At 42.7% G+C, this 16368-nt stretch carries 13 protein-coding genes; 5 read left to right on the top strand and 8 right to left on the bottom strand.

Going from position 1 to position 16368, the window contains the following annotated elements; genetic code table 11:
- Positions 1-403: 403 nt before the first annotated feature.
- Entirely contained in the window at positions 404-4750 is a 4347-nt protein-coding gene (locus MKZ16_RS04115; RefSeq protein ID WP_076105356.1) for an S-layer homology domain-containing protein, read from the bottom strand.
- 168 nt (positions 4751-4918) lie between these two features.
- Here MKZ16_RS04115 and MKZ16_RS04110 point away from each other — a divergent pair, with 168 nt between their 5' ends.
- Positions 4919-5044 carry a DUF4023 domain-containing protein gene (locus tag MKZ16_RS04110; protein WP_051491363.1) on the top strand — a complete coding sequence of 42 codons (126 nt, stop codon included), beginning with the start codon at positions 4919-4921 and terminating at the stop codon, positions 5042-5044.
- A gap of 98 nt (positions 5045-5142) precedes the next feature.
- On the opposite strand, the gene MKZ16_RS04105 is transcribed toward MKZ16_RS04110, so the two are convergent.
- Positions 5143-5847 carry a hypothetical protein gene (locus MKZ16_RS04105; RefSeq protein ID WP_076105355.1) on the bottom strand — a complete coding sequence of 235 codons (705 nt, stop codon included), beginning with the start codon at positions 5845-5847 and terminating at the stop codon, positions 5143-5145.
- A gap of 186 nt (positions 5848-6033) precedes the next feature.
- Positions 6034-6555, bottom strand: a complete 522-nt coding sequence (locus tag MKZ16_RS04100; RefSeq protein WP_036684918.1) for a GNAT family N-acetyltransferase — start codon at positions 6553-6555, stop codon at positions 6034-6036.
- Positions 6556-6724: 169 nt separating this feature from the next.
- On the opposite strand from MKZ16_RS04100, the gene MKZ16_RS04095 reads away from it, so the two are divergent.
- On the top strand, positions 6725-8320 hold the full coding sequence (locus MKZ16_RS04095; protein ID WP_036684916.1) for an AMP-binding protein: 1596 nt from the start codon (positions 6725-6727) through the stop codon (positions 8318-8320).
- A gap of 88 nt (positions 8321-8408) precedes the next feature.
- On the opposite strand, the gene MKZ16_RS04090 is transcribed toward MKZ16_RS04095, so the two are convergent.
- Together MKZ16_RS04090 and MKZ16_RS04085 are read right to left on the bottom strand one after the other, a co-directional pair.
- The gene (locus MKZ16_RS04090; RefSeq protein ID WP_038568794.1) at positions 8409-8987 is read right to left on the bottom strand and encodes an SMI1/KNR4 family protein; all 579 of its coding nucleotides are present in this window, start codon (positions 8985-8987) and stop codon (positions 8409-8411) included.
- An 11-nt stretch (positions 8988-8998) separates the two neighbouring features.
- Positions 8999-9436 carry a HEAT repeat domain-containing protein gene (locus MKZ16_RS04085; protein WP_036684913.1) on the bottom strand — a complete coding sequence of 146 codons (438 nt, stop codon included), beginning with the start codon at positions 9434-9436 and terminating at the stop codon, positions 8999-9001.
- A 227-nt stretch (positions 9437-9663) separates the two neighbouring features.
- On the opposite strand from MKZ16_RS04085, the gene MKZ16_RS04080 reads away from it, so the two are divergent.
- The 3 genes from MKZ16_RS04080 to MKZ16_RS04070 are packed head-to-tail and all read left to right on the top strand — an operon-like array spanning position 9664 to position 12716.
- Positions 9664-10164 carry a DUF4358 domain-containing protein gene (locus MKZ16_RS04080; RefSeq protein ID WP_036684911.1) on the top strand — a complete coding sequence of 167 codons (501 nt, stop codon included), beginning with the start codon at positions 9664-9666 and terminating at the stop codon, positions 10162-10164.
- Positions 10165-10170: 6 nt separating this feature from the next.
- Entirely contained in the window at positions 10171-11556 is a 1386-nt protein-coding gene (locus tag MKZ16_RS04075) for an MBOAT family O-acyltransferase (protein ID WP_036684909.1), read from the top strand.
- 20 nt (positions 11557-11576) lie between these two features.
- The gene (locus tag MKZ16_RS04070) at positions 11577-12716 is read left to right on the top strand and encodes a DHHW family protein (RefSeq protein ID WP_076105354.1); all 1140 of its coding nucleotides are present in this window, start codon (positions 11577-11579) and stop codon (positions 12714-12716) included.
- A gap of 171 nt (positions 12717-12887) precedes the next feature.
- Here the strand turns inward: MKZ16_RS04070 and MKZ16_RS04065 are convergent, their stop codons facing one another.
- The 3 genes from MKZ16_RS04065 to MKZ16_RS04055 form a co-directional block, all read right to left on the bottom strand.
- Complete coding sequence (locus MKZ16_RS04065) at positions 12888-14297, bottom strand: HAMP domain-containing sensor histidine kinase (protein WP_081393417.1); 1410 nt, start codon at positions 14295-14297, stop codon at positions 12888-12890.
- The gene (locus tag MKZ16_RS04060; RefSeq protein ID WP_036684906.1) at positions 14281-14928 is read right to left on the bottom strand and encodes a response regulator transcription factor; all 648 of its coding nucleotides are present in this window, start codon (positions 14926-14928) and stop codon (positions 14281-14283) included. Before MKZ16_RS04060 ends, MKZ16_RS04065 begins: the two co-directional genes overlap by 17 nt.
- 86 nt (positions 14929-15014) lie before the next feature.
- Complete coding sequence (locus tag MKZ16_RS04055; protein ID WP_076105353.1) at positions 15015-16286, bottom strand: cellulase family glycosylhydrolase; 1272 nt, start codon at positions 16284-16286, stop codon at positions 15015-15017.
- Positions 16287-16368 lie beyond the last annotated feature (82 nt).

The raw sequence follows: 16368 nt of genomic DNA, 5'->3' as shown, positions 1-16368 counted from the left end.
TATGTGCAAGCGCATTCATATTTGTCGGCAACCCCCCTGTCTTACTTTGATTAGTCCACCCTAATCTAACCCAGATCTTTCCTTACAAATAGCCGCAAAATTAAAGATATGCTGGATAAATTAAAGATTATCGCGCCAGCAGGGATCGATATCCTGGCAATGAGTGGGTTGTTAAACATATGTTGGTTGAAAATATAAAGAGGATAAAGAAGCGTGGCCTCTTTTGCCTCTTATCTCCGCCACTCCGCCGTATTCGCTCAAATCAGAGGCACTTTTGCCCCTCTTTCACGCCACTCCGCCGTATCGCCGCCCTCCCTCAGACTACCCAGCTACGAAAAAAAGATTGTCTCTCCGTCATCAACGATGACCTTGAGGCAATCTTTTTTCAAACCATCCGATTTAGTTACTTTCCTTGCTTCTCCAGCAAGTTCAGAATAATTGTTACTGCTTCGGCCCGGGAGGCTACCTGGTTAGGTGCGAAACGATTTTGTCCTATGCCATTCACAATGCCCGCTTCTACTGCTGCCGCAATATATGGCACTGCCCATGCGGGTACATCCTTAGCATCATTGAAGGTTAAGGTCGCTTTTGGATCTACTGTAATACCCAGAGCCCTAACAACCATAACTGCCAATTCAGTGCGAGTAAGCTCCTGCGTAGGACGGAAGGTACCGTCGTCATAGCCGCTGATAATTTGCAAAGCTACTGCCTGAGCTACAAAGGACTTAGCCCATGCCGGAATCTTCGCTGAATCTTTAAAGCTTGAAGTGCTACCACTGTCCGGCAATTGCAGGGCACGAGCCAGCATAGTGATAAATTCAACCCGATTTACTTTCTGATTAGGACGGAAAGTATTATCCGGATAACCGCTAACGAAGCCTCCTGCTACTGCCTTCTCAATAGCCGCTGCTGCCCAATGGCTGCCAGTATCCGTCAATGATGGTTTGACTACTGGCGTTGCAGATGGTGTAGGCACCGTTGTTGGTGCTGGTGTAGCTGTTGGTGCTACTGTTGGCGTTGGTGTTGCTGTCGGTTTTGTTGTTGCCACTGGACCTGTTGATGATCCTGTTGTTGGTGCTGTCGTTGGCGCTGTCGTTGGCGCCGTTGTCGGTTCCGTTGTTGGTGTTGTTGTCGGTTCCGTTGTCGGCGTTGTTGTCGGTTCTGGTGTTGGATTTACTTCCGGATCTGCTTCTTTAATAATACCGAACTCTTCCAGAACGTACGGTTTAGCATCATTAATATTCTGATCGATCTCATAAGATACAGCTGTTAATTTGCCAGCATCTACAGTAATACCTACAAAGGTCTGAACTTGACCGCGTTTTGGACGCGTAGCATCACTTGGGTCCGGTCCGTATTTTGCTGCTGTATTCTCATTTGCTACTTCGAAGAGATTATAATACGCATCTCCCAATTCTGGTTTCATGTTCTTGTAGTAAACCTTCGCTCCCGCTGTAGCTGGGATCAGATAAATCGTTCCATCTGGATTTACTGTGTACTCTACAGTTTGACCATTGAAGCTTTCCTTGATCTTCACTGTGTCTGCCGCAGTTCCATCAGCTTTAATTGGCTTGGTCCGGGCATAAATATGGTCGTGTCCTTGAAGAACCAAGTCAATGCCCAGTTCAGCCATCATTGGAGCAACCTTCGCTCTTTCTCCATTTGTACCCATAATGTCTTTGTCAGTAGCATGGTTAGAGGTTGTGTAAGGACCTTTATGCATAGCTACGATAATCCACTTCGCACCAGCAGCCTTCGCTGCTTTTACGTCAGCCTTCATCCAATCCAACTGCGCTTGGCTGAAGTTAGCAAATTCATCTGAATTCTCATTTGTATTCAGGACTACAAAGTGAGCATTGCTGTAGTCATAGGAATAATATGCTCCAGTTTCTGTTGCAGAGCCCGGTGCTTCCTTAATATTGTAGTGCTCATAGAAGGCATTTGCCTTATCCTCATGATTCCCCGCAACAGGCACGATGGTCGTGTTAAGCAGGGTATCCTGCGAATGACCAAGCAACCAATTCCATTGTGATTCATTAGTTCCGGTATCTACGATATCTCCGTTAATCGCCACAAACTCAGCATTCGGGAACGTCGTAAGGGCTTTTGCCATCGTTTCACCGGAAAGAATCGCTTCATCTTCGGTCTTAGCCTGTGTATCAGCCAAATCGATGAAAGTAAATGCTCCTGTCTTAGCGGCAGTTTCAAAAGTTCCCACTGCACTCCACAGGCCTAGTGCTTTATCACCTACACGGAAGTAGTATTTTGTATCAGCTTTCAGGCCAGAAGCTTCCGCTTTATGAACTAATTCATCTTTTGAATTTCTGGAAACCGCCGAACGTCCTGTAAACTCAGCAGCCTTAGCAAAGTCTGGAGTAACGCCCGTATTTTCTACAACCTGCAGATCGTTTCCAGTAGACTTCAACGCTGTGTACCAAGTGAAGCCTTTTGCACTCACTGGGTCGCCATTAAAGGTAACTGTAACCTTTTTAATCGAATCCGTTGAAGCGATAGCAGCTTCTGAATTTGTTCTTTCACTTACAGCTTTGATAACAAATTGATAGGTTTGGTTTGAATTAGTATTTTCTACAGTGTAAGTATAAGAAGTTTTACCTTCTTCATTAGGAACACTGGCCGTCCAATTTGCGGATACCAGTTCATTTTGCTCATAAATACGATATCCAGACACTGGTGCACCGGAAGCAGGCGCATCCCAAGTCAACGTTATTTTACCACCATCTGCTGCAGTAGCCTTTGCATTTTGCACAGGTTTAACTGCTACTTCCGATTTATGAATGCTGTAGTTATCATACAAGTCTGTAGAACCACCAGTTGTTGTGGTGTAGGCTTCGTAAGATAGCTCATCATTCGTTACCGTCATCCCCGTGAACATTTCCTTGCCAGGCTGTCCGTATTTAGCTGCAAACGGGAATGTTCCTGAAGCTACGTTGTATTTTTTATTGCCCGCTGCATTTGTAATCAGGTATAAAGTACCCTTAGGATCAGTTACTACTCCGTTTGAGTCCGGAACAATATCCGTCAATGGTTTGTTGTTGTACATCTGATAGCTTCTAGCAAAGGTGTGGTCATGCCCGCCAATTACCATGTCGATACCAAGCTCATCAAACACCTTCGTTAATTGCGCTCTGTAAAAGAGTACATCTGTATCATTGGTGTGATTGGCAACGGAATAAGGAGATTTATGCAGAAGCACAACCTTCCATTTCTGATTGCTTTTTGCTGCTTCGCTACGAAGCCATTCCACTTGTTTATTGTAAATTTCGTTATTCTCAAGATTCGAGCTTGCACCATAATATTCTGTATTAATTACCATAAAGTGCGCTGAACCGTAGTCAAAAGAATATACAGAACCATCAGGTTTCGCACCTGTATTCGAAACATTCGGCAAATTAAAATGAGAGCTATAATTGCTATAATTTTTGCTTTCATGGTTGCCTACCAAAGGCACCAACGGAATATTCGCTAAAATATCCTTAGGCTTATTGAAAAACCATCCCCATTGCTCCTCAATATCACCGTTATCCACCAAATCACCAGAATTCAGAATAAACTCACTTTCCGGGAATTTAGTCAATCCTTCTTGAAGGGTATGATTCCAGATATCAAAATCTTCTTCAGTTGTCCCTTGGGAATCCGTTGTATATAGGAATTTAAAAGCTTGGTTGCTGGAACGTTCTGTCTTAAAAGTTCCTACGTCGCTCCAATTATCAGCTTGTCCATCTCCAGCACGGTAAGCATATTCCGTGCCCGGCTGCAGATGATCCGCTATTACCTTATGGCTGGTTAGCACAAGTGGTTTTTTAGCTGATTTATCCGCTTTTGTCATATACACACTAGTTGTAACGGATGTTCCTTCATACAATTGAGCTCCTGCCGCTGGAAACTGGCCATTCTCCAATTTAGAAGCTTCTACCACTTCCAGTTTGGTGCCAGTCACACTTTCAGGTGCATACCAGTTAAATCCCATACTAGTCTGCGGGTTGCCATTAAAAGTAATTGCGATAGAATCTGGCTTCCCAACTCCAGGTTCTACTGTCTCCACTACAGGATAAGCAATCAGGCTCATATCCCAATAAAGGTCAGAGCTAGTGTCGCCTGTCTGGTGAACTTCAGCTGAAAGCTCATTACTTCCATCCTTCAGATTGGCTTTTACGATTTCCGTTAGGTCAACCTTTGTATACTCATTTGGATCACTGCCATTAGTTGTACTAAGTGTCTGATAGTCGATTTCACCAGCTGGCATAGCCTCGCGGTAGATTTCTGCACCGTTCAGATACAGCACAACTCCGTCATCAAATGCAAAATTACCCAATACTTTATCCGATTTTGTAATTTCTTCCTTATTCACAGTTACATTTGTCCGGAAATAGGAAGTACGATATTTCTTCTTTTTATCCGAGCCGTAGCTTATATTTGTATTCAGAGCACCAAATTGCTTGCTGCTGACTCCGGCCCCAGAATCTTTATAACCAAGCGGCGCTTGGCCTGATGCCCATGTAGAATCATCGTAAACAGACCGCCATACCGAACCTTGATCCGTTCCGTTATCTAGATATTTCCATGTAGAATTGCCCGCCAGTAGTGTAATTGGCTCTAGCGTTTGTAATTGCAGTAATCCAGCATCCTCATTGCTGTCTTCTGCAAAAGCTGGCATTCCTGTAAATGTAAGTCCCAGTACCATAACGAAGGCTAGTGTCATGGATACTGCTTGTTTAAATAACCTGTTCATAATCAGTCTCCCTTACTGTTATTATGAAATGCTTGCATCCATTCATAGTAACTACTAAATATTTTCACAATGTACGGATTGATCCACTAGTTTGTAAAAACGGCTTGTGTATTTAATCAGGCAAAAGTGGTTACAGTAACGGCAAGGTTATGATCAAGGAGGACAAACATGGACGATACTCAAGCTTTTGTAGACAAAGTACACGACACCCAGAAGAAAGCAGAAAAGAACAAACAGAATCACGGTAAAGGAACACCAAGCCAAAAGCTGCCTAATAAACAGCACAGTAAATAGAACACGCCTCCACGAAAACAAAAAAAGCAGCAAGCCCTCCCGGATCGGAGTGACTTGCTGCTTTACTTTTTGTAAATTGAGCTTTGCTTTTAAAGGAGTTATTTACTCCATTTCACCACATTCACGGCTACCTTCTCTAATTGCGCCTTGCTCAAAGCCTTGTCTGGAGAACTAATCGTCACAAAACGATCATCCAGTTTATAGGTCAAAAACAACGAATCGCTGGTAGGGCTGTACCACTTAGCTTCTGTACCATTGGAGAGCTTTACGGTATCGCCTTTGTAATCATAGGAGTAGTCACGTGGAGAAACGTTCACTCTCATATGGTTGAACAAAAAATACACTCCATCTTCAGAGCTAGCTGCTTTTTGAAAAGCATCTCCACTCACCATTTGTGCTGGTGCATAAACCGTTTTAAACCCATCGAAATTTGCAAAAGCTTTAGAAATTTGTTCTTTTTGAGCGTTGCTGTACTGTACTGGTGTTAATGTATCTTTATCCGGCACCACAGTTCCAGTACCCAGAATGACCTGATTCGCTGCCGCATCAAAAATCACTGGCACCTTCAACACATCAGCCAAGGCACGTACAGGAAGATAGGTTGTATTGTTATAAGTAATCGGAGCTAATGTGTTACCTTTATTATCAACAGGCGTATAAGCTGCACCATTCACTTTAAATCCAATGCTGTGATTAAGATATGCGGTGATTTTTTGCAGCTTAGTTCCCGCGTACACACCAGCTGAACCTGTGATTGCCATCCCAAATACCATCGTTGCTATAATGAACTTTTTACTTTTCATATGTTATGCCTCCTTAGAAGATCAATCTCGGTTTTTACTTTAGCTCAAGTTTTAAAAGAATATGTCTCTAAGTTGTATTTAACTTGTACCCAATTTGTAAAGAAACTATTCATCTGGAGCTCTGGTTTGTATAAAAAAAACAGCAACCCGCTTATCCCATAAGGATTTAACGGATTGCTGAGAGCTTTAACCTTGATACGGAGTTGTAACCTTATACACTTCTGAATATAAAATTTCTCTATAAAGTTGGAATTCTTCTTCATCAACAGGGTTAGGGTAAGTCATAATTAAGAGTGGTAAGTCTTCATTTCCTTCACGCAAAGGAGGCTGCACATAATCGTAAGGATTCAAATGAAAGCCCAGCCGCTCATAAAAGCCAATTCTCCGCTGCTCCATTTCACCCAGTGGCCGCTCAACTTCCAAAAGGACAGGCTTGTTAGATAGACTGATGTATTCAGTCATCAGCTTTTTGCCAATTCCTCCGCCTCTAATGCTTGGGTCGACTGCTATATGTTCTACAAAACGAAAGCCGGGAAACTCCCAGCAGGCCATAAAAGCAACAATTTTACCCTCAGAGTTCATCTCGGTAATGAGACGATAATCTGGAACGTCCAATAACTCCTGTTGTCCCTCAAAGGTTCTGATCTCAGAAGTAGGAAATGAGGCTTCCATAATAGCGAATATTTCATCAAAAGTTGTGTGATTCATAACATAAGTTCTCACTTTCTGGATTTGTGGTCTATTATAAGTATACCTTACACATATTATCTTAACCCGAAATTCATTAAGAACTCAAGGTACTAGTACCTGGTACTAGGATAACGTGATATACTAAATAGAACAGTTATACACATCTTGTTTGATATAGGAGAGGTTCATATTGGATAATCAGCAATGGATCGCACCTGAGTTCTACAATCTCACTTCGGAAATGGAAAGCCATGCTCCTGAGAAGATTGCGCTTAAGTGGTTAAATGAGCAAGGAGATTATGAGGAAATTACTTACGGTGAATTACGCAAACAAGCTAACCGGCTGGCCGGAGGACTTGCGAAGCTTGGGCTGCAACAAGGGGATCGTGTTCTTGTTATGGTTCCACGCCGCATCATCGCTTATGTCATCTATTTAGCTTGTCTGAAACAAGGACTTGCCATCATTCCATCCTCAGAAATGCTGCGTGCCAAAGATTTATCCTACCGCCTGCGCCATTCTGAAGCCAGAGCGGTTATTGCTTGGTCCGAAGTAACCGGGGAAGTTAATAAAATCTCAGAGGATCTTCCTGCTCTCGATTACCGTCTTTCCGTATCTGGCAGCTCAGACGAACTCGGTGAAGGCTGGCTGGATCTAGAAAGTCTGATGGTCGGACAACCAGATACCTTCACAGCAGTCGCAAGCCGCCGGGATGATATGGCTATTCTCGCCTACACCTCAGGTACTACCGGCAACCCTAAAGCGGTCGTTCATAGTCATGGCTGGGGTTATGCTCACTTGCGGATCACCTCACCTCAATGGCTGGATATTCAAGGATCTGACACCGTCTGGGCAACAGCAGCTCCCGGCTGGCAAAAGTGGATCTGGAGTCCCTTCTTAACCGTTCTTGGCAACGGAGCTACAGGTTTTGTATATAGTGGATCCTTTCATCCCAAAAAATATTTGCAGCTATTGCAGGATCACAAAATTCAAGTATTATGCTGCACCCCAACGGAATATCGTCTAATGGCTAAAACAGAAGACTTAGGTCGTTACGACTTGTCTACCCTGCGTTGTGCAGTATCTGCCGGAGAGCCATTAAATCAAGAGGTCATTAACACCTTTCAGCGTGAATTCGATATCACAATCCGTGATGGGTACGGCCAGACGGAAAGCACCCTAATTATCGGAACACTCAAAGATACTCCAATACGCATTGGTTCTATGGGTAAATCAATCGCACCCGGCTTAGTCGAGGTTGTGGACGAAGACGGCAAGCCACTACCTGCTGGAGTGGTTGGTGATATTGCCGTACATTTGAGTATGCCAGCCCTGTTCCACACTTATTACAAAGATCCCGGTAGAAAAGAAAGCTCCACACACGGCGAATTCTTCATAACCGGCGACCGGGCAAAAAAAGATGAAGATGGTTATTTCTGGTTCGAGGGCCGTGGGGATGACATTATCATTAGCTCAGGTTACACTATCGGTCCTTTCGAGGTAGAAGAAGCATTGATGAAGCATGCCTCCGTTAAGGAATGTGCGGTCGTAGCCAGTCCAGACGAGATCCGTGGGCACATTGTTAAAGCATTTATCGTGCTCAAGGATGAAATTGTTGGTTCACCAGAGCTTGTAAAAGAGCTGCAATCCCATGTTAAAGAGTGGACAGCCCCTTATAAATATCCGCGCAAAATCGAGTTTATTCAGGATCTTCCGAAGACGACCTCCGGTAAAATACGGCGAGTAGAGCTTCGTGAGCAAGAGAACCAAGCTGCGCAGGAATAAACATAGCCATGGAATTCACCTTATTAAAAAATAAAGAGCAGCTAGTCCATAAATGGACTGCTGCTCTTGTTTATTTGGCATCAGGTCGTTACTCGGACCAATATTTCGCATCCGGGTTCAGCGCCGCGCCAACTTCGCCTTCTAATACTAAATCGCAATCGAGGTAGCCCTCTTCATCCAGGAAATAAACCTCCTGCTTGTAGAACTCGCATAAGGTCTCCAAGAATTTATCGGGCGAATCATACATCACGATTAAATCGCCGAAATCATGGAGCAGGTCACATACCTGTTCCACACCATCGGCAGACTTATAATAACAAATGAAATCACTGCCATAGTTCGTTAAGATAGGCAAGATAACTCCATCAGGATGTTGACCTTTTTCCTCCAATATCCCAGCTAATACCTTCATCTCCTCTTCATATTCATCCATATGAATCAGGCGGTACCCTGGAATAAATTCGATAAGGCTTGGTTCCTCTTCCTCACTGCTTGTCCCTGAGACAGTGCTATAAATAGCTTTCAGCAGTTCAGGAGTCTCCGGCAAAACTGACGTAATCTTTGCTTCGTTACCGCCCTTGCCCAAGCTGGCAATATAATCAGGGCGTAATTCTGCGGACAGCTTAAGGTATTCTTGAAATTGTTCTGTCAATTTATTGGTGTGCATATTGTCATCCTTTACTTATTCGCAGAAGTCCACATCTTCATCAGCCACGTATCGAAGTCAGCGCCTTTTTCACCTTCATAAGCGTCGTACACGTCAACTCTCATCTTCTTCAGCTTCTCTTTGAAGTCCTCGTAAGAATGATCTCTTGGCAGGCTCTTTTTAATTCTCAGCAGGATCTTGGATACGCCTTTAACTAGTTCAGGCTTGTTCTTCGAGGGCACCTTAACGTCTTCACCAAAAGCCTTCAGCTTAAGGTAAGCAGCTTCTTGAACTGTATATACAGGATCGCTCTCCATTAAACGCGTCAGGATATCGATAATTTGTTTGTGGTTGGTCTGTCCCAGCTCTTCAACTGCTTCTAGACGTGCTCTCCAATCCGCAGAGCGGTTGGCAGCTTTCTTTAATTCCTCATAATTCTCCGGTAGTTCATTGTTCAGTTCTTCGATCATTCCGTTCAATCCCCTTCTATTAAAAACTATCTATCTTACAGTAACAGTATAACCAACCATTGCGCAAGCTAAGAGAGGAAGATCTTTGCATGAATTAATGTGAATATCATATTTCCGCAAAAATATGGGTAAAGTATCCGAAGTAAGTATCCAGCGCAACATTCTATCGACTATATACGTTAGTAACTAGAGAAATTCAGACAATACATCAAGGAGAGTGACCTAAGTTGAAAAAGCATACCTTCATGCTAGCGTTAACCATTGTACTAAGTGTGGTGCTTGGCGCCTGTTCCAGCAACAACAGTAACAATGGAGCTGCCATTGAAACGAATCTAACTGCAAAAGAAATGGTCGATCAAATGCTGAGCAAAGTAGAGCAGCCATCATTAATGGAGCTTGATGCGGCTACAGTCGAACAGCTATATCATCTCAACCCAGAATTGCTTGAAGATTATAGCATTAGAATGCCTATGATGAATGTGAAGACTAACGAAATTGCCGTTCTGAAAGTTAAAGATGTAAAAGATATGACTACTGTTGAGGATGCCATCAAAGCGCGTGCAACAGATGTTCAAAAACAATTCGAAACCTATCTGCCTGATCAATACGAAAATGCTAAAAACTATAAACTTATTAAAAAGGGTAACTATTTCCTGTTCGTTATTGCTGATCCTGCGGATCAAGATAAACTCGTAGCAGACTTCGATACTTACTTCACAGAAAAATAAATAACCATGGTATTCAGCAGCCTACTTTTCCTATTCCTATTCCTGCCGGCTGTCCTAGCGCTCTATTATGTTTCGCCCTGGCGAATCAAAAACCTCATATTGTTTTTAAGCAGCCTGGTTTTTTATGCTTGGGGCGAACCTGTCTACATTGTAATCATGTTGCTGTCCACCATTACAGATTACAGCTTTGGTCTACTGCTCAGCAGACCAAAGCTGACTGCGGTGCAGCGCAAGTGGATTGTGGTTAGTTCCGTCATTATTAATCTAGGCTTATTGTCGTATTTTAAATACGCAGATTTTCTCATCCAAAATATAAATGGACTCCTCGGTACACATATTCCTTTAACGGATTTACCTTTACCTATTGGGATTTCATTTTATACTTTTCAATCCATGTCCTATATTATTGACGTCTATAGAGGAACTTCGAAAGCACAACGCAATTGGATTGATTTCGGTACATTCGTAGCGCTGTTTCCACAGTTAGTAGCAGGTCCGATTGTTCAATATAACACCATTGCCGGGCAACTACGTGAACGTTCGGTCGATATCCCCATGTTCGCAGAAGGTGTACGGAGATTCATAATCGGATTAGCCAAAAAAGTACTGCTCGCCAACAACATCGGTCTGCTCTGGCACACCATATCCAGCTCCAACCTAGATTCCCTGCCTGCTTTAACCGCTTGGCTTGGGATTATTGCGTTTGCTTTTCAGATCTATTTTGACTTCAGCGGGTATTCGGATATGGCTATTGGTCTCGGTCTCATGTTCGGCTTCCGCTTTAACGAGAACTTCAACAAACCTTATATCTCTCAGAGTATTACTGACTTCTGGCGGAGATGGCATATTTCCCTTAGCAGTTGGTTTCGTGACTATGTCTACATCCCGCTTGGAGGCAACCGCCGGGGGTTAGGCGTTCAAGTGCGCAACATCCTCATCGTATGGCTGCTCACGGGTATCTGGCACGGGGCAAGCTGGAATTTTCTGCTCTGGGGATTATACTTCGGGGTCATTCTTATCTTTGAAAAATGGTGGGGATTAAAGCTATTAAGCCACCTCCCCCGTTGGACAAGACATTTATATGCTGTAGTACTTATACTCATCGGATGGGTCTTATTCGCTTTTGAAGAACTTCCTCTGGTCATTGGCTACTTACAAGCGATGCTTGGCTTTAATGGACAGCCGTTATGGAATAATACCACTTTATACTTCACTTACACGAACGCGATTCTACTCGTGGTGTTAACCTTTGCCTCTACACCTGTGAAGCTCTCCAAGCGGATGGATTCTAGATCGGTTCCTGCTCTTGTTTGGTATGGCGTGTTATTTTTCCTATCTGTAGCCTACTTAGTAGATGCAACCTTTAATCCATTTTTATATTTCCGATTCTAACCATTGGGGGGTGATTGTTTATGAAGCTGAAGACGGATCGAATCCTGGTTGGGGGATTTGCTGCAACGTTATTTCTGGTCGCTATCCTTTTTTTCTTACTGCCTGTTCAGCGTTTCTCTGAGCTTGAGAACCGGTATTTGCAAAAGGCACCCCATCTGACATGGGACAATTTATTATCCCACACCTATGCGGAAGAGGCCGAAAGCTTTGTAACCGATCATTTTCCATTTCGGGCCAAATGGGTATGGGTGAAATCGGCGGTGGAACAGATGAGGCTGCAGCAAGAGAATAACGGAATCTATAAAGGAAAAGACGGCTATCTTTTCGAAAAATTTGCAGCACCTGATTACACTAAAGTTCAGCAATATGCAGCAGCTGTGAAACGCTTTGCCGATAACAATCCTGATGCAAACACCACTTTCTTACTCGCACCTACATCGGTTGGCTTGTACAAGGAACGTCTACCCTGGTTAGCTCCTGTCTACTCGCAAGCTGAGGTGAATCAAACAATAGCTAAGGATGTAGGAGATAGCCTTACTTTTATAAATGGATTTGATGTTCTTAGCCCACATGCCGCAGAACCCATTTACTATCGGACCGACCATCACTGGACAACCTACGGTGCCTACTTAGCTTATGTAGCCTATGCTCAAAGCATGGGCTGGCAGCCTCTGTCCCGGAGCGAATACCAGATTCAGACTGTGAGTAATTCATTTCTCGGAAGCTATCATACCCGGGGGCAATTTATCGGGGTCACACCTGACTCCATTCAAATGTACAAACCTAATCATGAGGTATCCACCCAAATGTACATTGAAGATACCGGTGAGACTTTAACAAGTATGTATGACCCAAGTTTTCTGGCGAAAAAAGATAAGTACTCTTATTTCCTAGGGGGCGTACATGCGCTCATGAAAATTACCAGCCAGCTTGATCCAACAACGGTCAAACAGGAAAAGCTGCTCGTCATCAAGGACTCTTATGCACATAGCGTTATTCCTTTCCTGACTCAGCATGTGCCTGAAATCCATGTGATCGATATCCGTTATTATAATGGAAACATCAGTGACTATATGGCTCAAAATGATATCAAGGATGTCTTGCTGCTTTTTAATACGGCTACTTTTATTGATAATGCGGCGCTATTGAAGTTAAATTAAAGGCACTCAGGGAAAAGGTGATGGGCGTAACTGCGGGAATGTTGGACTTTCGGTCGCTGTTGTCTCCAGATGTTTTTGATTTTACCGCTATCAGCGGATAACATCCGGAGACAGCTTATGCTTCCGATGCGAGCTTTCCTTCGGAAAGCTTTCAGGCGAACGCTAACGCTCCTACAGTTCCAAAATTCCCTCCTTAACTTCAAACCAAATACTAAAACTAATATATGAGTCCTCTAATCTGGACTCGTATTTCAGATCATTTTTGCCAAGAATCTCCGCGACGATGGACAGGCCAAGTCCAGTACCGGAGATTTCTTTATTTCGAGACTCTTCAATTACATAGAATGGGTCCCAGATATACGCTAAATGCTCCGTTTTTAGGCGAGTGGTTTTATTGGAGATCGTAAATTTTAATGTACGCGTAGTGTCACTCCGTAGTTTTATTTCAAAAAAATCCTCTTCACCATACTTAATGGCATTACTAATTAAGTTGTTGAATACTATCTCGATTTGGCTGATATCTTCTTCAACGATAGAGGATTCAAGCGAATGAAAGTCGCTCATTAAGGTTATGTTTTTATTTTTTAACGTAATATTATATTGTGAGATCACTTTTAGCAGAAGCTCTTTAAGATCAAAAGGCTCTTTATGCACTTCTGACTTCTGGATCTTGGACAATTTAATTAAATAATCCACCATATCCGACGTATACATCACTTGCTCCAAAATGATATCCGTATACGTGCCATCATCCAGACCGTCCTGAATGCCAATCGTATATGCTTGGATTAAGGATAATGGTGTTTTCACTTCATGCGAAATGCTTGAGATAAGGGTATTTAAACTTTGATTTTTCTCCTCCAATTTGGCATGGGTGCTCTTTAGACGCTGACTCATCTGATTGATGCTTTTCGAGAGCTCTTCGATTTCATCCCCCGTTTGAATCGTCACTTGTTTAAAATCGAGATTGGATATATCCTTTGCGACATCCTGCAATTGTTCTAACGGTGTAATGATCTTTTTTGAAAAATAAGCCACTAACAGCAAACTGATAATAATCCCCAATAGAATGGAGTAAAAGCTGAATTGATTTACGAGGGTCAAGGCATCTGTATTGTGCACAACCACAGCTCCTATGAGGATTAGACTGCTATCCTGCTCGTATATTTTCGTTAACAGACTCGATTTCAATTTGCCCTGATTAAATAAAAGATTAACCGTGTTGCCTTGTCTTACTTTTTGTAATACCTCATCTGTGATCCAAAATTTATTAAGTGCCACCTTATCTTTAAACAACGCAAATTGAATATTTTCATTAATTTCTGCTGTACTTCCACTGTTTTCAACCCTAACAATCGTTACGTTATTATTGTTCTCGATCCTGCTTTCATTTTCCATGAGTTGATCCAAACGGAGATCCTTTACTTCGTCATAAATGGTGTTGATCTTGGTTTTCATTTTGTATAGGTAATAATCTGCTGAGAAATAGTTGTGCAAGAAATAAGACGTACCAAAAACAATCAGCAAAATAATGCTCACCATGATCAATAACTTCGTACTTATTTTATGAATTTTTATCATGGAAGCTGTACCCCATTCCCCTATGCGTGATCACGTGGTCGGCCCCAATCTTATCGCGCAGCCTCTTAATATGCGTATCTACCGTTCTTTCTTCGCCCAGATAATCCATTCCCCAAACCGCAGACAATAAGGCATCTCTGGATAAAATACGCCCTTTATGCTCGTACAGGAAGGTTAGCAATTCAAATTCTTTTTTATATAACGCCAGTTCGGCCCCATTCTTGTACACTTTCTTCCGCTCAAAATCGATTTCTAAATCCCTAATCGCAGCCACTTTTTCAGTGCCTAGCATTTTTTTAATTCTAAGCATCAAAATCCGTGGGTCGAATGGTTTTCTTATATATTCATCTGCCCCTATATCCAAGGCACTGAATTCATCATCATGGGAAGACCTTGCGGTCAGCATTACAACTTTAGCCAAACTAACCTTCTTGATTTCATTACAGACCTCAAGACCGCTTCGCTTAGGCATCATCCAATCCAGCACCACAAGATCGATCCTATTCGAAAAAAAGAGCTCAAGCGCCTCCTCACCATCCGCAGCTGTCCAAACGTTATAGCCTTCTTTTTCAAAATAAGTCTTCAATATAGTGGTCATATGTTTCTCATCATCCGCAATTAAGATATTCAAAGTTTAGATTCTCCTTGCTGTAGTTATCAGAAGAAAAAGGCGAAATCCTTTACAGGTTTCACCTTTTCATATATTTTCATGCTACGCTATTGCAACTTCTCTAGTCCCTTCGTCAGTACGTTCCATATCGGGTTATCGACTGTCTTTCGATCAGGCTGTTCACCCTTCTCTATCGCTTCCCAATACTCCCAGGTTGGAGGCTCAATGCCAAGTTCATAATCCATGCCATCCCAAGTATCCTCCCGGAACGCATAAAACGCCCAGTGCCAGCCGTAATCATCAAAAATCGAGATTAAATCAGCCAAGTATTGATCTGCACCTTTTACAAGCCGGTTCGTGCCAAATTCTTCAGCGACAATACGATTAGCAGGGATGTTATTCTTTTCTGCCCACTGTGCGATAGGTTCTAGAAAATCCTTTAAAGCTTTCTTATTAAATGCTTTTTCCGTCTTCTCCTCACCCACTTTAACCGTTCCAGGATATTCATAGGTTAAGCCTTTTTTCTTATTTTGGCTGGTGAGTTCGTAAGGTTCATACATATGAAAAGCATATAATACATTTGCATCATCGATTGGTTTCAAATATTTAAAGGCCCATGGTGTAGCATACAGACCAGAATTGACGATAATAGGGGTTTCCGTATCTACGGTTCGAATCGCTGTCACAATAGTCTCATATAAAAGATTCAAATCCGCCGGAGTATTCTCCACTGAGCTATACCACTCGTTGTAATCCTCTGTCCAGAAATCATTAAATCCAGTAGCTTGTTCAGGATGTGGCTCATTAATAAGATTATAGCCGACCACTGAAGGATGATCTTTTAATCTTTCCGCAAGATCCTTCCAAAACGTTGCCGCTTGTTCATGATAACTGAAATCCTTCCAGATTCGATCATCATTTGTATAATCATTAAACTGCCGCCACCGATCGCCGGGCAGACTAAGGACTGTCAGCACTACTTTTGAACCCCGCGCCTCAGCTGCATCCAAGTCTGCTTTTAACGCTGTGAAATCGTCCTCAACAAGCCCCTCGTATTTATCTGCTTTCCCTATTAAAAAGTCTTTATCTGGATTAGCATCCGGTTGATCGTTAAACAGGAAATCACTATCTTTTGCCCATTTATCTGGCGCAAGTCGAATGAACTCTATATTATTTTCTTTCGCCGCATCATAATTTTCGGGTATAGATTTGGAATTCATGAAATTTGTTCCTTTTCGCTGTTGATCCCAGAAAGCGATCTTCTCATTGACCTCTTTCTTTACCTCCTTCTCCGGTTCATGATTTGCTTGTGGTGTTGCTGCACTGCATCCTACGACTGCCAACAAAATCAATACGATAAATCCTTTAAACTTCTTCATTCCCTCACCTCATAACCTATCGTAGCCAATCTCTGTTACAAGAGTGTCACAAGGCATACCTAAAAAGACTGCCCTAAGGATG

Source organism: Paenibacillus sp. FSL R5-0928 (genome assembly GCF_037970385.1).
Classification (GTDB): domain Bacteria; phylum Bacillota; class Bacilli; order Paenibacillales; family Paenibacillaceae; genus Paenibacillus_AQ; species Paenibacillus_AQ odorifer.
This window is presented reverse-complemented; position numbering and strand designations above follow the sequence as displayed.